12 protein-coding genes are annotated in these 20,506 nt (G+C 61.6%); 5 read left to right on the top strand and 7 right to left on the bottom strand.

Going from position 1 to position 20,506, the window contains the following annotated elements; translation table 11 throughout:
- Positions 1-4: 4 nt before the first annotated feature.
- A complete protein-coding gene (locus E4P00_RS11035) occupies positions 5-1,285 on the bottom strand; it encodes an alkane 1-monooxygenase (RefSeq protein ID WP_248131441.1) in 1,281 nt (426 codons plus the stop codon).
- 308 nt (positions 1,286-1,593) lie between these two features.
- Positions 1,594-2,592 (bottom strand): alpha/beta hydrolase, encoded by a 999-nt coding sequence (locus E4P00_RS11040; protein ID WP_078821282.1) that lies wholly within the window; start codon positions 2,590-2,592, stop codon positions 1,594-1,596.
- Between the two features lie 290 nt (positions 2,593-2,882).
- Between E4P00_RS11040 and E4P00_RS11045 the strand changes: the two genes are divergently transcribed.
- From E4P00_RS11045 to E4P00_RS11055, 3 genes are read left to right on the top strand one after another with little or no spacing between them, the layout of a single operon-like run.
- Positions 2,883-4,421, top strand: a complete 1,539-nt coding sequence (locus tag E4P00_RS11045; RefSeq protein WP_248131443.1) for an NAD(P)/FAD-dependent oxidoreductase — start codon at positions 2,883-2,885, stop codon at positions 4,419-4,421.
- On the top strand, positions 4,418-5,308 hold the full coding sequence (locus E4P00_RS11050) for an SDR family NAD(P)-dependent oxidoreductase (RefSeq protein WP_005787815.1): 891 nt from the start codon (positions 4,418-4,420) through the stop codon (positions 5,306-5,308). The genes E4P00_RS11045 and E4P00_RS11050 overlap by 4 nt, the downstream gene beginning before the upstream one ends.
- 15 nt (positions 5,309-5,323) lie before the next feature.
- Positions 5,324-6,166, top strand: coding sequence for a metal-dependent hydrolase (locus E4P00_RS11055; protein ID WP_005787814.1), 843 nt, complete (start codon positions 5,324-5,326; stop codon positions 6,164-6,166).
- Between the two features lie 28 nt (positions 6,167-6,194).
- Here E4P00_RS11055 and E4P00_RS11060 read toward each other — a convergent pair whose 3' ends face one another.
- Positions 6,195-8,831 carry a glucosidase gene (locus E4P00_RS11060; RefSeq protein WP_248131445.1) on the bottom strand — a complete coding sequence of 879 codons (2,637 nt, stop codon included), beginning with the start codon at positions 8,829-8,831 and terminating at the stop codon, positions 6,195-6,197.
- A 237-nt stretch (positions 8,832-9,068) separates the two neighbouring features.
- Between E4P00_RS11060 and E4P00_RS11065 the strand changes: the two genes are divergently transcribed.
- Positions 9,069-10,445, top strand: a complete 1,377-nt coding sequence (locus tag E4P00_RS11065; protein WP_248131447.1) for a VOC family protein — start codon at positions 9,069-9,071, stop codon at positions 10,443-10,445.
- Positions 10,446-10,584: 139 nt separating this feature from the next.
- Here the strand turns inward: E4P00_RS11065 and E4P00_RS11070 are convergent, their stop codons facing one another.
- Positions 10,585-10,809 (bottom strand): DUF465 domain-containing protein, encoded by a 225-nt coding sequence (locus tag E4P00_RS11070; RefSeq protein WP_216091255.1) that lies wholly within the window; start codon positions 10,807-10,809, stop codon positions 10,585-10,587.
- Positions 10,810-10,984: 175 nt separating this feature from the next.
- On the opposite strand from E4P00_RS11070, the gene tkt reads away from it, so the two are divergent.
- Positions 10,985-13,042, top strand: a complete 2,058-nt coding sequence (tkt, locus tag E4P00_RS11075) for a transketolase (protein WP_248131450.1) — start codon at positions 10,985-10,987, stop codon at positions 13,040-13,042.
- Between the two features lie 58 nt (positions 13,043-13,100).
- Here the strand turns inward: tkt and uvrA are convergent, their stop codons facing one another.
- From uvrA to E4P00_RS11090, 3 genes are all read right to left on the bottom strand, one after another.
- Positions 13,101-15,620: an excinuclease ABC subunit UvrA gene (uvrA, locus tag E4P00_RS11080; RefSeq protein WP_248131452.1), complete on the bottom strand. Its 2,520-nt coding sequence runs from the start codon at positions 15,618-15,620 to the stop codon at positions 13,101-13,103.
- Entirely contained in the window at positions 15,617-17,329 is a 1,713-nt protein-coding gene (locus tag E4P00_RS11085) for an ATP-binding protein (protein ID WP_103734968.1), read from the bottom strand. Before E4P00_RS11085 ends, uvrA begins: the two co-directional genes overlap by 4 nt.
- 101 nt (positions 17,330-17,430) lie before the next feature.
- Complete coding sequence (locus E4P00_RS11090) at positions 17,431-20,502, bottom strand: error-prone DNA polymerase (protein WP_223018841.1); 3,072 nt, start codon at positions 20,500-20,502, stop codon at positions 17,431-17,433.
- Between the last annotated feature and the right edge of the window lie 4 nt (positions 20,503-20,506).

A 20,506-nucleotide genomic window follows, 5' to 3' on the forward strand; every position in this document is an offset into this window, starting at 1 on the left:
CATCTCAAAACGGCTTGGCGCTGTTGCTGTACTTCTCCAGATACTTCAAACGCTGTGACGGTTGAAGATTGGTCAGGGTGATATCCCCGGCATAATGATTGAGTACCCGATGGTCCATACGACGTCGCCACAGGTAAGGCACATAGGCCCAGACAATCATGCTCGCGTAACCATACGGAAGTTGCGGTGACTCATCGAAGTGGCGCAACGACTGATAACTGCGCGTGGGGTTGGCATGGTGATCGGAATGCCGCTGAAGTTGGAACAGGAAGATATTGGTGACAATCCGGTTACTGTTCCATGAATGGCGCGGCGAGCAGCGTTCGTAACGGCCATTGGGCAACTTCTGGCGCTTGAGGCCGTAATGCTCGACGTAGTTCACCACTTCCAGCAACGAGAACCCGTAGATGCCCTGGATGATCAGGAACGGAATCACCGCCGCGCCCAACCAGGCAATCATCGCGCCCCACAACACCACGCTGTACATCCAGGCACTGAGCACGGCGTTCTTCCAGTGCAAGGCCGGCAAACCGAGTTTGCGCAGGCGTTCGCGCTCCAGGTTCCAGGCCGACACGGCGCTGAACCACACCGAACGCGGCAGGAATGCCCAAAAACTTTCCCCCAGCCGCGAACTGGCGGCATCTTCCGGGGTGGCGACCCGAACGTGATGGCCGCGGTTATGTTCGGTGTAGAAGTGCCCGTAGAACGTCGGCGCCAGGGTGACCTTGGCCAGGAACACTTCCAGGGGCTTGGGTTTGTGCCCCAGTTCATGGGCGGTGTTGATCGCGATGCCCGTGGCAGCGCCGGTGGACATTGCCATACCCAGGTAAGTGAACACGCTGATGTGGCCATGCAGTTCAGTGCGTGCGGTGACGAATGCAGCAGCCTTGGCCAGCCAGCTCGACGGCTCAAGTGTGGCCGTAGCGTTCAACAGGCCGCCATTGATGATCCAGTCGATGCCACCGGCGGCCAGCCAACCGGTGATAATCACTGAAGAGATCACAAACAGCACGCCGGTGTAGACGATCCAGCGATAGTAACGTTGGGATTCAAGGTTGCTGACGGCAGATTCAGGCGGGTTGCTGACATCTTCGCCGAGCAGGCCGTCGATCAGGGGGATCAAGCCGAAGATCACCAGCACACCCACCCACCACAATTGCTGTACGCCGGTGCCGATCGCCAGGGCGCCGGAGAGCAAGGGGGTTGCCAGTGGCATGATGCCGAGCCACCACAGGTGGCGCTTTGCGTCGGTCCAGACGTGCGGGGCGGCCAGGGTCTGATTCATGGCAACCTCCGTACACATTCGGTGTGCATCGGGGCAGCCAACAGGTTTACGGAGCGCTGACTGCCCCGAGAAATCAACCATGCGATAAAAGGCGTTTTTTTCATTATTTTATTCGCTCTTAGGCATTTCAAAAATAATTTCAAATTACACATTGAAATAATTTTTTTAAATAAATAGCGCGGAATCGTTAGGTCGTCAACTAGTTTCTCCCGCCCTTTTTACCGTGACCGGGCAGTCTCTTTTTCAGCCGTCCGGTCAGGTGTCTAGGACAGGCATCAACGCCTTTGAACCGCGAGTCGGGTGCACCCTTATCTACTCGCCAGGGCCTTGGGAGGGTGCAACAGCCGGATGCCTGCCCCGGGCCTGACGCGCTTGGCGACCTGCTCCACCAGCGCCACCACTCGCTCTGTCGCGGTGATCGGCAACATATGCCCACAGCCTTCGACCACTTGCATTTTCAGCCCTGGCACCTTGCTCGCCAGGGCCTGGCCGTGTTTCTGAAAGTCGAGCACCTTGTCGCGGGTGCCATAGATCAGCCCGATGGGCAAGGTCAGTTGCGGGTAGCGCTTGACCATGTCGGGCAGGTGGTCGTTGACCCGGTTGATTTCGGTGGACGCGGCATAGAAGTTGTCTGGACGCATGCCCAGCAGCCCGCCGCCCCGGGTGGCGAAGTCCGGCGGTGCGGCATCGGGGCCGAAGACGCCTTTGACCACTGCATTTTTACTCAGCAGGCCAACGGGCATCGTCAGGGTGTGGGCCATCCAGCGTCGCAGCCAGGCCGGGCGCACCGATAATGACAGGAACACCAGCGGCAACATGCGTTGCGGGTGAGTCAAAGGCGCTACCAGTACCAACCCGGATACCGCATGGGGATGGTCGAGGGCCAGCGCCAGAGCAACCGCGCCACCCAGGGAATGGCCCAGCACCAACGGCTTGCCCAGGTCGAGCGTGTTGATAAAGGCCGCGATTTGTCGGGCCTGGCCCGGTAAGTCTGCGGCCGTGCCGCGGTGTCGGCTGGAATAGCCTGACCCCGGCCGGTCAAGGGTGATCACGCGAAAATGCTCTCGCAACTGACCGGACAAGGCATACGTGAGGTTACGGCTGCTGCCCATCAGCCCGTGGATCATCACCAGCGGCGGGCCCTTGCCCTCTTCGACATAATGAAAGCGCTCGCCATCCACCTCGACGAAACGCCCGTTGATCGGAACCCGCGCTTCAATGCGCCGCGTCATCCAGGCACTCAAGCCCCATAACGCCACGCTGGCGCCGGCCAGCACACCCGCAGCGACAACCCATTCCACAGCCATAGCTCGGTCCTCTGCTTCCCTGCTGCTGGCGACCCGACCGGAATTGGTCAGGGCCTCAGCCATCGTCCACCCCTTGGACCTGGGCGCCCTGCATACCACGCTCGTCCGTCGGACAAATCGCACATGCGGAACAAGGTCCTAGCGTAGGCGAAATTTTCAGGTAGATTATTTAAAATCTTTTTTAAAATAATTAATTCAATTTTCCTTTGCAATGGTGTTCTATCTAAAAGACAAAACAAAAAGAGGAGCACATCCGATGCCCACCCGCTTTCTATCTATGAGGCACGCCCATGACTGCCCACAGTGATTCAATTGACATTGCCATCATTGGCTCGGGATTCGCTGGCCTGTGTATGGCGATCAAGCTCAAGGAGGCCGGGCTCACCGACTTCTTCATCGCCGAACAGGCCGAGACCCTCGGTGGTACCTGGCGCGATAACCACTACCCGGGTTGCGCCTGTGACGTGCAGTCCCATGTGTATTCATTTTCCTTTGCGCCTAACCCGAACTGGTCGCGACAGTTCGCGACACAACCTGAGATCCGCGTCTATCTGGAACACTGCGCCACACGTTTTGAGCTGGCGCCCTATCTGCGTTTTGGCATGGCCCTGCAACGTGCGGTGTTTGATGAGCAACAGCAGCGCTGGCACCTGAGCTTCAGCAATGGCCGCCAAGTCAGCGCACGGGTGCTGGTCTCGGGCATGGGCGGGCTGTCTCGCCCGGCACTGCCGGATATCCCGGGGCTGGACAGCTTCAAGGGCAAGCGTTTTCACTCCCAGCAGTGGGACCATGACTACTCGTTGAAAGGCAAGCGCGTGGCCGTGATCGGCACCGGCGCCAGTGCCATCCAGTTCGTGCCGCAGATCGCGCCACAGGTGGCGCACCTGGACCTGTTCCAGCGCACGCCGCCCTGGATCATGCCCAAACCGGACCGGCCGATTTCAACGCTTGAACGCTGGCTGTTCAAACACTTGCCGTTCACCCAAAAGCTGGTGCGCGGCGCGTTTTATTGGGCACTGGAAGGCCGGGTGGTGGGTTTTGCCTTGCACCCACGCCTGATGAAGATGGTGCAGAAAATCGCCCTGCGGCATCTGCGCAAACAAGTGGCCCGCCCTTCCCTGCGCAAGACGCTGACGCCGGACTACACCATCGGCTGCAAGCGCGTGCTGATCTCCAATGACTACTACCCGGCGCTGTCGCGCAGTAATGTCGAGGTGGTCACCGACAGGGTGCTGCGCATCGAAGCTGATGGTGTGATCACCGCCGACGGGATCAAGCATCCCGCTGACTGCCTGATCTTCGGCACCGGCTTCCAGGCCAGCGACCCCTTGCCGCGAGACTGCATCATCGGCCGCGACGGCATCGACCTGATGGACGCCTGGAGCGACGGCGCCCATGCCTTCAAAGGCACCACCGTGCCGGGCTATCCCAACCTGTTTCTGATCGTCGGACCCAACACCGGCCTGGGGCATAACTCGATGATCCTGATGATCGAAGCTCAGGTCACCTACATCCTCGATGCCTTGAAACATATGCGGCTCCAGCGCATTGCCACGGTCGAGGTCAAACCCGCCGTAGAACACGCCTACAACCACCAGTTGCAGGACAAGCTCAAGCGCACCATCTGGAACACCGGCGGCTGCCAGAGCTGGTACCTGGACCCACGCACCGGCAAGAACACCACGCTGTGGCCCGGTTCTACCTGGCGTTTCAAACAGCTCACCCGTCACTTTGCGCTCAAGGACTACGTCGCCAGCCCGTTGCCGGCGCCCGCTCTGCCACGTCCCGTACCAGCCCCTCACTCCGCAACAGAAGGCAGCCTGTCATGAAGTCATTCAATGGCCGCGTTGCGGCGATCACCGGTGCAGCCTCCGGCATGGGCCGCGCATTGGCTTTAGCCTTGGCACGCGAAGGCTGCCACCTGGCCTTGGCCGACAAGAACAGCCAGGGGTTGGAACAGACCCTGGAGCTGATCCGCACATCGACCTTGTCGCCCGTGACCGTTACCACGCAGGTGCTGGACGTCTCTGACCGCCAAGCCATGCAGGATTGGGCTGCACGCTGTGCCGCGGAACATGGCCAGGTCAACCTGGTGTTCAACAATGCCGGGGTGGCGCTGTCGAGTACCGTCGAAGGCGTGGACTACGCCGACCTGGAATGGATCGTCGGCATCAACTTCTGGGGCGTGGTGCATGGCACCAAGGCGTTCCTGCCGTATCTCAAGGCCAGCGGCGAAGGCCACATAGTCAATACTTCCAGCGTGTTCGGCCTGTTCGCCCAACCCGGCATGAGCGGTTACAACGCCACCAAGTTTGCTGTGCGCGGCTTCACCGAGGCTCTGCGCCAGGAACTCGACCTGCAACGCTGCGGCGTATCGGCCACCTGTGTGCACCCCGGTGGTATTCGTACCGATATCTGCCGCAGCAGCCGTATCGACGCGAACATGACCGGTTTCCTCATCCACAGCGAACAACAGGCCCGCGCCGATTTCGAAAAGCTGTTCATTACCGACGCCGACCAGGCCGCCAAAGTGATCCTGCTAGGTGTACGCAAAAACAAGCGCCGTGTGCTGATCGGCCGCGACGCCTATTTTCTCGACCTGCTCGCCCGTTGCCTGCCTTCGGCCTATCAGGCACTGGTGGTGTTTGCCAGCAAACGCATGGCGCCCAAGCCGCGCACACAGGTCTTTGAAACCAACGACCAGTCCCATCTCTGAACAGGAGGACGCAGCATGTTGCCGATCCGTCGCGATATCCGTTTTGCCTTGCCTGCCGAGCGCATCAAAGACTGGCATGAACAAGGGCCGGTGATCAGCCACTTCTTCAACGCCCTGTCGTTGCTGTTTCCCCAGGGCGAGCTGTTTTTCATGGACAGCGTGCGCCACTACCGCGGGCAGATCGACGATCCCGAACTGAAAAAGGAAATCCAGGGTTTCATAGGCCAGGAGGCCATGCACAGCCGCGAACATGTGGCCTATAACGACCTGCTGCAAGCGGCGGGCTTGCCGGCGCACACCCTCGACCGACGCCTGAAGTTCTTCCTCGACTTGCAGAAGAAACACCTGCCGCCGTCGTTCAACCTGGCGGTGACCATCGCCCTTGAGCACTACACTGCGATGCTGGCGGAAATCCTGTTGAGCGACCCCTCGCGCTTTGGTGATTCACTCAAGGGTTACCAGCAGATGTGGTATTGGCACGCCTTGGAAGAAACCGAACATAAAGCCGTAGCCTTCGATGTATGGAACCAGGTGATCAAACCTGGCCCCGCACGCTACCTGCTGCGCACCGGCACCATGCTGACCACCACCGTCATGTTCTGGCTAGTGGTGCTGGACTTCCACGTGCGGCTGCTGATTGCCGACCGCACCTCGGGCGGCACGCTGAAGGGGCTGTGGCGCATGGTCAAATACTTGTACGGCCCCAAGGGCGTGTTCCCGCGGATGCTCAGGCCGTGGCTGCATTATTTCAAACCGGGGTTTCACCCCTGGGAACATGACAACCGCGCACGCCTGGCAGGCATAGATGGCTTGCTTGAAGAGATCGAGCGCACGCGGCGCGGCGCCAAAGGGGTGTAGCTACCGATGCCTATGCGCGCCATGGGTGCTAGACCTTTGGCTGCAGCAGCAAGGCGACCAGGGCGCTCCACCCCGTCTGGTGCGACGCCCCCAACCCTCGCCCTGTCTCGCCATGAAAGTATTCATGAAACAACACCAGATCGCGGCTGGCCGGGTCCGCCTCCAGCTGCGCATACCCTGCCATGGATGGCCGCAGGCCATTTTCATCGCGCAGGAATAATCCGGTCAGGCGCTGGCTGAGGCTGTCGGCCACGTCTTCCAGCGATGCCAGATAGCCGCTGCCTGTGGGGTATTCCACTGAGAAGTTATCTGCGTAGTAACGGTGAAATTCGCGCAGCGATTCGATCAGCATGTAGTTCACCGGCATCCACAGCGGCCCGCGCCAATTGGAGTTGCCGCCGTACAGGCGAGAGTCGGATTCGCCGGGCTGGTAACTGGCGCACAGGGTGTCGCCATTCATCTTCAGCACCAGGGGTTGCTCTGCAAAGGTCTTGGACAAGGCGCGCACACCGAAGGTCGACAAGAACTCCTGGTCATCCAACATGCGGCGCAGCAAATCCTTGGTACGCTCGCCACGCAGCAACGCCAACAACAAGCGATTCCCCTGCCCCGGTTCGTTCCAGCGCGAGACCAGTTTGGCCAGGTCGGGCCGGTGATGCATAAACCCCAGCAGACGCTCGCGCAGGCCTTCCAAGCCTTCATGTTCGCGCTGCTCCAGCACCAGCACAGCGAACAGCGGCATCAGGCCGACGATAGACCGCAAACGCACCGGTTCGCTCTGGCCGTCGGGACGGTGCAGTACGTCGTAGAAGAACAGGTCCTGCTCATCCCACAAGCCTTCGGCACTGTCATCGACGCGGTTGATGGCGCCGGCGATATATAGGAAGTGCTCGAAAAACTTTACCGCAATGTCCACGTACACGGCGTTGCGCTTGGCCAGCTCCAGCCCGATGCGCATCAGGTCCAGGGCATAGGCCGCGACCCAGGCAGTGCCATCGGCCTGGTCCAACTGGTAACCCGGCGGCAGCGTGGCCGAGCGGTCGAACAAGGCGATATTGTCCAGGCCCAGAAAACCACCCTGGAACAGGTTGCGGCCTTCAGCGTCCTTGCGGTTGACCCACCAGGAAAAATTCAGCAGCAGCTTGTGGAAGATCCGCTCCAGAAAGTCCATATCGCCCACGCCGGTCAGCGCCTTGTCTTGCTGATACACGCGCCAGCTGGCCCAGGCATGCACTGGCGGGTTGGCATCGTCGAAGCGCCATTCGTAGGCGGGCAATTGGCCGTTGGGGTGCATGAAACGGTCTTTAACCAGCAACAGCAGCTGTTGCTTGGCGTAGCCGGGATCGATCAGCGCCATGGCCACCGCCTGGAAGCCTTGGTCCCAGGAGGCGTACCACGGGTATTCCCAGGTATCGGGCATGGACAGGATGTCGAAGTTGGACAGGTGGCGCCAATGGGTATTACGGATATGCAAACGCTCGGGCGGCGGCGCAGGCTGGGCCGGATCACCGTCGAGCCACTGGTTGACGTCGAAATAGTACAACTGCTTGGACCACAGCAAGCCGGCCAGGGCCTGGCGCTGCACATTGCGCGCATCGTCATCGGCGATACCCTGTTGCAGGGCTGCGTAGAAGTCATCGGCCTCGCGGCGGCGCTGTTCGAACAACTTGCGTGCGTTGACCTCGGGGGCGTCCAGAGGGGCAAAGCGCAGATAGAGGCTTTTGCTTTCCAGGCCCGCTAATTCAAGACTGAATCGCGCCGCCACCTTGGTGCCCGCGTCACCGCGAATGGCCCCTTGATCACCCTCCACCACGTAATCGTTGATGCCATCCTTGAACGGCCCGGACGTCGGCTGCCCGCCCAGTTTGGCGAAGTTGCTCTCGTTTTCGCAGAACAACCATTGCCACCCATCCTGGCCCCAGGCGGTGAGCTGGCGATCGTCCATCTCATGATGACGGGCGAGCACGCGGTCGCCGTCCAGCGTCAACCTGGGTTTGGGCGCATCAAAGGTCCAGCTCCAGTCATTGCGCGCCCACAACTGGGGCAGCACCTGCAGAAGTGTCGGCTGCTCCGAGCGGTTGTGCACGGTGACACGCATGAAAATATCGTCGGGCTGGTGCTTGGCGTATTCGACGCTGATGTCGCAGTAACGGTTGTCTTCAAATACGCCGGTATCAAGGATTTCATACTCGGTATCGCCCAGCCCGCGGCGAGCGTTTTCAGCGATCAGGTCGGCATAGGGAAAGGCGGCATGGGGGTATTTGTAGAGCATGCGCATGTAGGCATGGCTCGGTACGCCATCGACGAAAAAGTACAGTTCCTTGACGTCTTCACCGTGGTTGCCTTCGGCGTTATTGAGGCCGAACAGGCGCTCCTTGAGGATCGCATCCCGTTCGTTCCACAGCGCCAGGCCCAGGCACCAGCGTTGTGCCTTGTCGCTGAAACCGGCCAGGCCGTCCTCGCCCCAGCGATAAGCGCGGCTTCGCGCCTGTTCATGGGGGAAGTAGGCCCAGGCGTCGCCATCGGCGCTGTAGTCTTCGCGCACGGTGCCCCACTGGCGTTCGCTCAAGTACGGGCCCCACTCACGCCAACGCTCGGCATCTTGCGTCGCCAGGCGCTGGCCTTCAATCGTGTCAAGCAGGCGGTTTGCGGGTACGGCCGTCATTGGGTCCTCCATCACCTACACAGTGAGGCGCAGTGTAGAACCCAATGGGGCCCGGTTGCACATGAAGACTCAAAGCACCTGGCGTTGACGGTCCGGAGGGCTGGTTTTGCTCCTGTTCTGGCATCTCATTCATTTGCAGAATGAAGTCCAGAAGAATCTTCGTTTGCAAGCCGGCCTGCGCCTCAACAAAATCGGGAAAAGGTCATTTTGCTCGCCACAGCCATCAGGAATTTTTCTATGCACACCACTGCACATGTCAGCCCCGATGAGATCCGCAAGGGCTTTTCCAAGGCCATGTCCGACATGTACCGCGATGAAGTACCTCTGTACGGCGCGCTGCTGGAACTGGTGGCCCAAACCAATGCACGCGTACTCGACAGCCAACCTGAGCTGGTGCAGCAGTTGCAGCGTACCGGAGAAATCCAGCGCCTGGACATGGAGCGCCATGGCGCCATCCGCCTGGGCACTGCCGCAGAACTGGCGACTATCAGCCGCCTGTTCGCGGTCATGGGCATGCAACCGGTGGGCTACTACGACCTCACCCCCGCCGGTGTGCCGGTGCATTCCACGGCCTTTCGCGCCGTGCATGAGCACGCGCTGCAAACCAGCCCGTTCCGGGTGTTCACCTCGCTGCTGCGCTTGGAGCTGATCGAAAACCTGGAGCTGCGCGCCTTCGCCGAAAGTGCCCTGGCCAAGCGCTCGATCTTCACCCCCGGCGCCATGGCGCTGATCGAACAGGCCGAAACACAGGGCGGCTTGAATGCCCGCGACGCCCAGGCTTTCATCGACGAGGCGCTGGAGACGTTCCGCTGGCATAACACCGCCACCGTGACAGGCGCGCAATACGAGCAACTGAGCAACCAGCACCGCCTGATCGCCGATGTGGTCGCCTTCAGGGGCCCGCATATCAACCATCTCACGCCACGCACCCTGGACATCGACCAGGTACAGGCCGCCATGCCCGGCAAAGGCATTACGCCCAAAGCCGTGATTGAAGGCCCACCCCGGCGCCATTGCCCGATCCTGCTGCGCCAGACCAGCTTCAAGGCGCTCGACGAACCTATCGCGTTCACCGACGCCCACGGCAGCCACAGCGCACGCTTTGGCGAAATCGAACAACGCGGTGTAGCGCTCACGCCTAAAGGCCGCGCCCTGTACGACCAACTGCTGAACGCCGCCCGCGATGAACTCGGCGCGTTCCCCAATGAGGCCAACGCCGAACGTTATGTGCAATTGATGGAACGGCACTTTACGGCGTTCCCGGATACCCCCGCACAGATGCGCGAGCAGGGCCTGGCGTACTTTCGTTACTTCGTTACCGCAAAGGGCCTGGCGGCACGCGGCCAGCCCGAGCAGCCGCGAACGTTGCAAGCGCTGGTCAACGCCGATCACGTGGCGGTGGAGCCATTGGTGTATGAGGATTTTCTGCCGGTCAGTGCGGCGGGGATTTTCCAGTCAAACCTGGGGGATGCGGCGCAGAGTCATTACGCGGCCAACGCCAACCAGGCGCAATTCGAACAGGCGCTGGGGCGCAAGACGATTGATGAGTTGCAGCTTTACGGCGAGACGCAGCAGCGCTCCATTGATGAATGTCTGGGCACACTGCTGGCCTGAAATAGGGTGTCCTCCCCGGCTCAGCGGCACAATCCTTGCGCCGCAACAGTCCCCAGAGCCGGGTGGACGGGGCGCATCATAAAGACACAGTCCTGCGATGTCCCGCATACAAATCTGAACAAATATTGCCGTTTTGCGCCTAGCCTAATCGCCCGGCGATTTCGTCCTTGATCAGCAGCCGTTTCTTCTTCAGGTTTTCCACTTTCTCATCGCTGGCACTGGCTTTTTCCGCCTCCAGCACATTCGCGTCGGCATCGTCATATTGAGTGAGCAGCGAATCCAGCCGTTTGTCGTCCGCCCTGCGCTTGTGAACGTCTTCCTTGCTGACACCCAAGTCCTGATACAGGTCGTGTTTCACTGGCATGGCGTACCTCCACAAATTGATCAATGGTCTACGCCCTTGAAGCTAGCCCATTCCAATGGGTCTTGTCATGTTTGAGGTCAATACAGTCCCGTTCGTCGTGCAGCATGCGATGGGATCAAACCTTTGCCGTGCCCTGCCCTCCACTGTAGATCGCCACCCGAGGGAGACAGGTTTCATGAATCACGCTGCCACTGCTGCCGACACTCAATGCATCAACACGCTTCGCACCCTGGCCATGGACGCTGTACAGAAGGCCAATTCGGGGCATCCGGGCACGCCCATGGGCCTGGCGCCGGTGGGTTATACGTTGTGGAGTCGCTTCCTGCGTTATCACCCCGAACATCCCGATTGGCCTAACCGTGACCGTTTTGTGTTGTCAGTGGGGCATGCGTCGATGCTGCTGTATTCGCTGTTGCATCTGGCCGGTGTGGTGGAGATTGACGCCCACGGCCAGCGCTCCGGCCAGCCGGCCATCAGCCTCGACGATATCAAGCAGTTCCGGCAGATGGGTTCCAAGACCCCAGGCCACCCCGAATACCGCATGACCACCGGCGTGGAAACCACCACCGGCCCGCTCGGCCAGGGCTGCGCCAACAGCGTGGGCATGGCCATGGCCCAGCGTTGGCTGGCCGAACGCTTCAACCGCGACGGCCAGGTGCTGTTCGACTACGACGTCTACACCCTGTGCGGTGACGGCGACATGATGGAAGGCATCAGCAGCGAAGCGGCCTCCATGGCCGGCCACTTGAAGCTGGATAACCTGTGCTGGATCTACGACAACAACACCATCAGCATCGAGGGCCACACTGAACTGGCCTTCAGCGAAGACGTGATCAAGCGCTTCCAGGCCTACGGCTGGCACACCCAGCACGTCACCGACGCCAATGACTTGCAGGCGCTGAGCGTGGCGCTGGAAACCTTCAAGGCCAATACCGGCGCGCCGACCCTGATCGTGGTCGACAGCGTGATCGGCTATGGCTCGCCGCACAAACACAACACCGCCGCCGCCCACGGCGAGCCTCTGGGCGAAGACGAGATTCGCCTGACCAAGGCTGCCTATGGCTGGCCGCAGGATTCGAGCTTCCTGGTGCCCGACGAAGCCCGCACGGTACTGCGCGATGCCCTCTACGAACGCGCCGAACCGCTGTTCGCCGAATGGAACCAGACCCTGGCATCCCTCGACCCGCAACGGGCCGATGAACTGCACCGGATGCGCGCCGGCGAAATGCCCGAGCAATGGCAGGCGCACCTGCCCAGCTTCGCCGCCGATGCCAAGGGCGTCGCCAGCCGGGCCTCCGGCGGCGAGGTATTGAATGCCTTCGCCCAACAGATCCCCTGGTTGCTGGGCGGCTCGGCGGATCTGTCGCCGTCGACCAAAACCAACCTGACGTTCGACGGCGCCGGGCGCTTCAGCGCCGATGACTACAGCGGGCGAAACCTGCACTTCGGCATCCGCGAGCACGCCATGGGCGCAATTGCCAATGGTATGGCGCTGTCCTACCTGCGCCCGTACACCTCGACCTTCCTGGTGTTCAGCGACTATATGAAGCCACCGATCCGCCTGGCGGCGATCATGGAATTGCCGGTGATTTTCGTGTTTACCCATGACTCCATCGGCGTGGGTGAAGACGGGCCGACGCACCAACCGATCGAACACCTGACCCAACTGCGCGCCACGCCAGGGCTGCTGACTCTGCGCCCGGGCGACGCCAATGAAACCCTGGAGTTGTGGAAGGTGGCCCTGGCGCAAACCCATCGGCCAAGCTGCATGGTGCTGTCGCGCCAGGCGCTGCCAACCCTGGATCGCACCCAGTATGCGTGCGCCTCCGGTGCGGCCAAAGGTGCCTATGTATTGGCCTCTGCGGATAAGCCTGAAGTCATTCTGATCGCGACAGGCAGTGAGGTCAGCCTGGCGGTGGCTGCCTACGAGCAACTCAAGGGCGAAGGCGTGGCCGCGCAAGTGGTATCGATGCCGAGTTGGGAGTTGTTTGAAGACCAGGATCAAGCCTACCGCGACGGCGTCTTGCCGCCTGCGATAAAAGCGCGGGTGGTGGTGGAACAGGCGGGGCCCCTGGGTTGGGATCGCTATGTCGGGCAAACCGGTGCCAAGGTGGTGATGAACAGCTTTGGCGCGTCGGCGCCATTGGCCAAGTTGCAGGAGAAGTTCGGGTTTACCGTGGAGAATGTGGTGAAGCTGGCCAAGGAGCAGATCCAGCATAACCTCACTGACTAGCGCTTGGCTTAATGCGGGAGGGGGCTTGCTCCCTCCCACATTTGGTCATCAACAACTGCTAGATCAGCGCCTGGGTTAGATAAGGCGCGGTTCGGCTGTGCTTGCTTTTGGCAACCTTGTGCGGCGTACCACACGCCACCACCTTCCCGCCCAGGTCCCCTGCCCCCGGCCCGATATCAATGACCCAGTCACTCTGGGCCACCACGCGCATCTCATGCTCGACCACGACCACGGTATGCCCCGCATCGACCAGTTGATTCAACTGGCTGAGCAAGCGATCGACATCCTTGGGGTGCAAGCCGGTGGTCGGCTCGTCGAGCACATACAACGTAGCGCCGCGGGCGTTGCGTTGCAGTTCGCTGGCGAGCTTGATGCGCTGGGCTTCACCGCCGGACAGTTCGGTGGCCGGCTGGCCAAGGCGCAGATAGCCCAGGCCGATATCGCGCAGCACCTGCAGCGAGCGCAGTACGCCTGGCTGTTCGGCAAACACTTCCACTGCCTGCTCAACCGTCAGCCCCAGCACCTGGGCGATGTTCAAACCCTGCCATTTGATCGCCAGGGTTTCGGGGTTGTAGCGTGCACCGTGGCAAGTGGGGCACGGCGCGTACACGCTGGGCATAAACAGCAGCTCAACGCTGACAAAGCCTTCACCCTCGCAGTTCGGGCACCGCCCCTTGGCGACATTGAACGAAAACTGCCCGGCGTCGTAAGCGCGTTTCTTGGCCGCCGGCGTAGCGGCGAACAGCTTGCGCACGTTGTCGAACAGCCCGGTGTAGGTCGCCAGGTTAGAGCGCGGCGTGCGGCCGATAGGTTTCTGGTCCACCTGCACCAGGCGGCGAATGTGTTCCAGCCCGGCACTGATGCGCCCGCCACTGGCTTGCGGTGCGGCGTCTTCCAGGCTTGGCTCGTCGTCATTTTCCAGCACGCGCCCAAGGCCCGTGGCCACCAGCTCCAGCAACGCCTGGCTGACCAGGCTGGATTTGCCCGAGCCGGAAATACCGGTTACCGCGGTAAAGCAGCCCAGCGGGAAGTCCACCTTCAGGTCATCGAGGTTATTGCGCGTCACGCCTTCGAGCTTCAGCCAGGCAGTGGGCGCGCGCCGCTCCACGTTGGCCGGGCGCTGTGGAGCAAACAGGTATTCACGGGTCTGCGACGCCTCGATAGCCTCCAACCCCGCAGGCGGCCCGCTGTACAGCACCTGCCCGCCATGTTCACCGGCTGCCGGGCCCACGTCGATCAACCAGTCGGCGCGGCGCATGGTTTCCAGGTCGTGCTCCACTACAAACAATGAATTGCCCGCGGCCTTCAAGCGCTCAAGCGCACTGAACAACGCTTCGCCATCCGCCGGATGCAGGCCCGCCGAGGGCTCGTCCAGCACATAGATGACGCCGAACAGCTGTGAGCCCAACTGGGTGGCCAGGCGCAAACGCTGCAACTCTCCGGAGGACAAGGTCGGCGTGCTGCGTTCCAGCGACAGATAGCCCAGGCCCAACTCGATCAGGGTGTTCACCCGCTCGAGCAAGTCCTGGGCGATGCGTTGGGCTGCCAGGCGCTTTTCCACCGACAATTTCATCTTGTCCTGCCCCGCCGCCACCGGCCGCAGCAATTGGGCCAATTGCGCCAGGGACAGTTGCGACAACTCTCCGATATCCACCCCGGCAAACTTCACCGACAGTGCCGCCTGGGTCAGGCGCTTGCCGTGGCATAACGGGCAGGCACTGCCTTGCATGAACTGCGACACACGCTTTTTCATGAGTGCGCTTTGGGTATGGGCGAAGGTGTGCAGGATGTAGCGCCGTGCGCCGCTGAAAGTGCCCTGGTAGCTGGGTTCGAGCTTGCGTTTCAACGCATCGCGGGTCTGCTGCGGGGTAAAGCCGGCGTATACCGGCACGGTGGGGGTTTCTTCGGTGAACAGGATCCAGTCGCGCTGTTTTTTCGGCAGGTCACGCCAGGGGATGTCGACGTCATAGCCCAGGGTCACAAGGATGTCGCGCAGGTTCTGGCCCTGCCAGGCCAGCGGCCAGGACGCCACCGCACGCTGGCGGATGGTCAAGGACGGATCGGGCACCATCAGCGCTTCGGTCACTTCATACACGCGGCCCAAGCCATGGCATTGCGGGCACGCGCCCTTGGGCAGGTTCGGGGAAAAGTCCTCGGCATACAGCATGGCCTGCCCCGGCGGGTAGCTGCCGGCGCGTGAATACAGCATACGGATCAAGCTCGACAGCGTGGTGACGCTGCCCACCGAAGAGCGCGCACTCGGCGTGCCGCGTTGCTGTTGCAGGGCCACCGCCGGCGGCAAGCCCTCGATGCTGTCCACATCCGGCACGCCCACCTGGTCGATCAAGCGTCGCGCATAGGGCGCCACCGATTCGAAATAGCGACGCTGCGCCTCGGCATACACGGTGGAAAACGCCAGGGACGATTTGCCGGAGCCGGATACCCCGGTAAACACCACCAGGGCATTGCGTGGAATATCCACATCGACGTTACGCAGATTATGTTCACGGGCGCCGCGCACCCTGACAAAGCCCGGTTGCTGGGCGGTAACCGCAGGGATGTTGCGCTGTGATGTCATGGGCAACCTTGTCTTGCACTGAGCACCCTGCGCACGCGTTGAGTCAGGGCCTCGGGGCTGTAGGGTTTGCTCAGCAAGTGGATGTCGGCGCCGAGCAAATGATTGGAGGACAGGATGTCGCGGGTGTGGCCGGAGGTGAACAGCACCGCCACTGGCGGGTTCTGCGTACGCGCCCAAGTGGCCAAGTCAGTGCTCTTGACCCGGCCTGGCATCACCACGTCGGTGAAGATCAGGTCCGGCGCTGCGCCGCGCTGCAACACCTGCATCGCGCGGTCGCCGTCTTCGGCGGTCAATACGGTATAACCCGACTGCTGCAGCAACTCGACCACCGTCAGGCGCACCCCTTCGTTGTCCTCGACCACCAGGATGGTTTCCTGGCCGCCACCTTGCGGGTCCACGTCACTGTAGTCGTCGAGGCACTCGGGCTCCAGGCTGTGGGGGAAGTACATCTGCACCAGTGAGCCCTTGCCCTCCTCGCTCCACATATCCACATGCCCGCCGCTTTGGCGCACAAAACCAAACACCATGCTCAGCCCCAGACCGGTGCCGTGGCCTTCGCGTTTGGTGGTAAAGAAGGGTTCGAAGGCGCGCTTGAGGGTGGCCTGGGACATGCCCACACCGGTGTCGGCCACCGCCAGGCGCACATACTCGCCAGGCTTGATGCTTTTGCCGATGCAATCGTCAGGGTTGAGGATGACGTTTTCCCCGGTGATCCGAATCACCCCTTCGCCCTGCATGGCATCCCGGGCGTTGATTGCCAGGTTGAGCAACGCGTTTTCCAGCTGGTTGCGGTCGACATTGATGCACCAGGAGTCCTGGGGCAATTGCACGTCGATATGGATGGTTTCCCCCAGCGCCCGTTGCAGCAACTCGCCCAGGCCGGCATAAATGCGCTGCGGGTTGTACACCGCGGGTGATAACGGTTGGCGACGGGCAAACGCCAGCAATTGCGATGACAACTTGGCCCCACGCTCGACTGCCGCGATGGCCGCGGTCACGCGACGTTGCACCTGGCAATTGTCCGGCTCATGCCGGGCAAGCAAATGCAGATTGCCGGCGATCACTTGCAGCAGGTTATTGAAGTCATGGGCCACGCCCCCGGTCAGGCCGCCAATCGCTTCCAGCTTTTGTGACTGGCGCAACTGGTCTTCGGCGGCAGAGCGCGCCTGCACCTCGGCGGCCACGCGTTGCTCCAGATTATGGGTAAGCTCCTGGCGCACCCGCTCGGACTTCACCAGCTCGGTGGTTTCCACCACAATCGCCAGCACGCCGGCCGGCTGCTGGTTGTCACCCGCCACCGGGCTGTAGTAGAGGTCCAGCCACACGCTTTCCGGTCGGCCGTGACGCGACAACACCAGTTCCTTGTTATTGAACGACAAGGTACCGCCCGCCAGGCACGTATCCACCACATGCCGATTGAACTCGGCCACTTCCGGCCAGCCCAGTTCCACCGGCGTGCCCAACAGGTAAGGATGGCGCCCGCCGGCAAATGCCGAATAGCTGTCGTTGTAGATCATGTACCCCGCCTGCCCCCACAGCATCACCATCGGCACGGGTGAGGCCAGCATCATTTGCACGGTGCAAGCCAGGCTTGTGGACCACTGATCCAAAGGGCCAAGGTCGGTAGTTGACCAGTCAAAGGTGCGTATCCGCTGAGCCATTTCGCCGGCCCAGCCTTCACAGCCGTGGGGGTTGGATAAAAATTGCATCATTGGGCTCTGTGCGCAGGAGAAGACGATCGCAAGTTTTGGAGCGCGCCGACGGTGGATGGTTTCATCTTGTGTACGCTGGAATGCAGAAACCACTGAACTCAATGAAAATCCCGGCTGCGCACCACCATGCCATCCAACAGCGGCGTCAAATCGGTCAGGCGCCCTGCGATCAAATGCCGCACCTCGCCCACCGCCTCCCAGCGCCCATCCACCTTGAGCAGGCGCGACCCCACCAGCGCCCGGCGCTGGCGCTCGGCCAGGTCGCGCCAGACCACTACATTGAGGTTGCCGAATTCATCTTCGAGGGTGACAAAGGTCACGCCACTGGCCGTACCAGGGCGCTGGCGACCGGTCACCAACCCGGCGATGCTCACATTGCGCCCATGCTCCACCGCCAGCAACTCTTGGGAACTGCGGCAGCGTCGCTTGCGCAGCTCGGCGCGCAACAAGGCCAAGGGGTGCGGCCCAAGGGTGGTGCCCAGCGTGGCGTAATCGGCTTGCAGGTCCTCGCCTACGCTGGGCGCGGGTAATGCCACCACGGTTTCATCCTGACCTGGCTGGCCGGCAAACAAGCCGAGCTGCTTGTGCACACCGGCCACGTCCCAGCGCGCCTGGTGTCGGTTGCCGGCCAGGGCGCGCAATGCACCGGCATCCGCCAGCAGCGCCTGGGCCCGGGCATCCAGGCCGGCGCGTGCGTCCAGGTCGGCGATGTCGCTGAACGGTTGCCGGTGGCGTGCGGCTTCGATACGCCGCCCGTCGTCCTCGCGAAACCCCGAGATCATGCGCAAGCCCATACGAATCGCCGGTTGCTGGCCATCGATGGGCTCCAGGCTGCAATCCCAGTCACTGGCCTGCACATCCACCGGGCGAATCTGCAAGCGATGGCGCCGGGCGTCCTGCAGAATCTGGTCCGGGCTGTAGAAACCCATGGGCCAGCTATTGATCAGGGCGCAGGCAAAGGCCGCCGGTTCATGGCATTTGAGCCAGCAACTGGCGTAGGTCAACAGGGCAAAACTGGCCGCGTGGGACTCGGGGAAACCATAGCTGCCAAAGCCTTTGATCTGCTCGAAAATCTGCGCGGCAAAGGCTTCGGTGTAGCCGTTGCCCAGCATACCGTCGCGCAGCCGCTTCTGGTGCGGCTCCAGGCCACCGTGACGTTTCCAGGCGGCCATGGAGCGGCGCAACTGGTCGGCCTCGCCAGGGCTGTAGTCGGCGGCGACCATCGCGATCTGCATCACTTGTTCCTGGAATAAAGGGATACCCAAGGTGCGTTTGAGCACGGCCTCCAATTCGGGTGAAGGATAGGTTTCTGCTTCCTCTTTGTTTCTGCGGCGCAAATACGGATGCACCATGCCGCCCTGAATCGGCCCAGGGCGCACGATGGCGACTTCGATCACCAGGTCATAGAACGTTTGCGGCTTGAGCCTGGGCAACATCGACATCTGCGCCCGCGATTCGATCTGGAACACGCCGATGGTGTCAGCCTTGCTGATCATGGCGTAGGTCGCCGGATCCTCCTTTGGGATGCCTGCCAGGCTCAAATCCAGGTTGCGATGCCGACGCAACAAATCGAAACAGCGGCGGATTGCGCTGAGCATACCGAGGGCGAGGATATCCACCTTGAGCAGGCCGACGGCGTCGAGGTCATCCTTGTCCCACTGGATGATGGTGCGCTCGGCCATGGCCGCATTTTCCACTGGTACCAGGGTGTCCAGCGGGTATTCGGAAATCACGAAACCGCCGGGGTGCTGGGACAGGTGCCGGGGGAAGCCGATCAGTTGCCGGGTGAGCGTCAGCACGCGGCGCAGCAGTGGGCTGTCCGGATCGAAACCGCTTTCACGCAGGCGTTCAAGAGGTGGCGCGTCATCACTCCAGCGCCCGCAGCAGTCGGCCAACGCGTTGATCTGGTCTGGTGGCAGCCCGAGGGCCTTGGCTACATCGCGCACTGCGCCGGCGGCGTGGTAGCTGCTGACCACCGCCGTCAACGCTGCACGATTGCGGCCGTAGCGCTGGAATACGTATTGCAGCACTTCTTCGCGGCGCTCGTGCTCGAAGTCTACGTCGATGTCCGGCGGTTCATTGCGCTCTTTGGAAAGGAAGCGCTCGAACAGCAAGTCGCTCAAGCTCGGGTTGATTTCGGTAATACCCAAGGCAAAACACACCGCCGAATTGGCCGCCGAGCCACGGCCCTGACACAGGATCGAGCGGCTGCGGGCGAAGCGCACGATGTCGTGCACCGTGAGGAAATAACTTTCGTAGCCCAACTCGCTGATCAGCAGCAGTTCCTTGTCGATCTGCTGCAAGGTCTTGGCATCGACGCCCTCGGGCCAGCGTCGGGCAATTCCTTCTTCGGTCACCGCACGCAACCAGGAGGCGGCGTCATGACCTGTCGGCACCAGTTCGCGTGGGTAGTGATAGCGCAACTGGCTGAGGTCGAAGGTACAACGCCGCGCAATCGCCAGGGTTTCGTCAAGCAGCGCTTGCGGGTACAGCGCGGTCAGGGCATCGAGGCTGCGCAAGTGCCGCTCGCCATTGGGATGCAACAAGGTACCGGCGTCGGCCACCGCGACGTGATGGCGGATGGCGGTCATGGTGTCTTGCAGGGCACGGCGGCCACGAGCATGCATGTGCACATCGCCGCAAGCCACCGCCGGGATCTGCAACCGGGCGGCCAGGTCCAGGCGCTGCTCCAGGTGGCGCCCATCGTCCTGGCCGCAATGCAACTGCACTGCCAGCCACAGGCGCCCGTTGAAAGTGCGGCACAGCCATTGGATCGAGGCCTGGGTGTCATGGTCCTGCGCCACCCACAGCGCCAACAGGCCGGGCAATGGTTGCTCGAAGTCTTCCTGCAGCAGGCGGTAACGGCCTTTTTCAGCACGGCGACGGGCCAGGGTGATCAGACGGCACAGATGCTGGTAGCCGTTGAGGTCTTGCACCAGCAGCACCAGTTTGGGGCCGTTTTCGATGCGCACTTCACTGCCGATAATCAGCGGCAAATCCACCGCTTTCGCTGCTTGCCAGGCCCGTACGATGCCCGACAAGGTGCATTCATCAGTGATTGCCAGGGCGCTGTAGCCCTGGTGTTTGGCCCGCTGGAACAGCTCCAGTGCACTGGAGGCACCGCGCTGGAAGCTGAAGTTGGACAGGCAATGCAGTTCGGCGTAACTCATGCGC

This window comes from Pseudomonas sp. B329 (assembly GCF_023127835.1).
Classification (GTDB): Bacteria; Pseudomonadota; Gammaproteobacteria; order Pseudomonadales; family Pseudomonadaceae; genus Aquipseudomonas; species Aquipseudomonas synxantha_A.

Coding starts and splice junctions, on each gene's coding strand:
- E4P00_RS11035 (WP_248131441.1), bottom strand. CDS start 1,285: ATGAATCAGACCCTGGCCGCCCCGCACGTCTGGACCGACGCAAAGCGC.
- E4P00_RS11085 (WP_103734968.1), bottom strand. CDS start 17,329: ATGCAATTTTTATCCAACCCCCACGGCTGTGAAGGCTGGGCCGGCGAA.
- tkt (WP_248131450.1), top strand. CDS start 10,985: ATGAATCACGCTGCCACTGCTGCCGACACTCAATGCATCAACACGCTT.
- E4P00_RS11045 (WP_248131443.1), top strand. CDS start 2,883: ATGACTGCCCACAGTGATTCAATTGACATTGCCATCATTGGCTCGGGA.
- uvrA (WP_248131452.1), bottom strand. CDS start 15,620: ATGACATCACAGCGCAACATCCCTGCGGTTACCGCCCAGCAACCGGGC.
- E4P00_RS11040 (WP_078821282.1), bottom strand. CDS start 2,592: ATGGCTGTGGAATGGGTTGTCGCTGCGGGTGTGCTGGCCGGCGCCAGC.
- E4P00_RS11055 (WP_005787814.1), top strand. CDS start 5,324: ATGTTGCCGATCCGTCGCGATATCCGTTTTGCCTTGCCTGCCGAGCGC.
- E4P00_RS11065 (WP_248131447.1), top strand. CDS start 9,069: ATGCACACCACTGCACATGTCAGCCCCGATGAGATCCGCAAGGGCTTT.
- E4P00_RS11050 (WP_005787815.1), top strand. CDS start 4,418: ATGAAGTCATTCAATGGCCGCGTTGCGGCGATCACCGGTGCAGCCTCC.
- E4P00_RS11070 (WP_216091255.1), bottom strand. CDS start 10,809: ATGCCAGTGAAACACGACCTGTATCAGGACTTGGGTGTCAGCAAGGAA.
- E4P00_RS11060 (WP_248131445.1), bottom strand. CDS start 8,831: ATGACGGCCGTACCCGCAAACCGCCTGCTTGACACGATTGAAGGCCAG.
- E4P00_RS11090 (WP_223018841.1), bottom strand. CDS start 20,502: ATGAGTTACGCCGAACTGCATTGCCTGTCCAACTTCAGCTTCCAGCGC.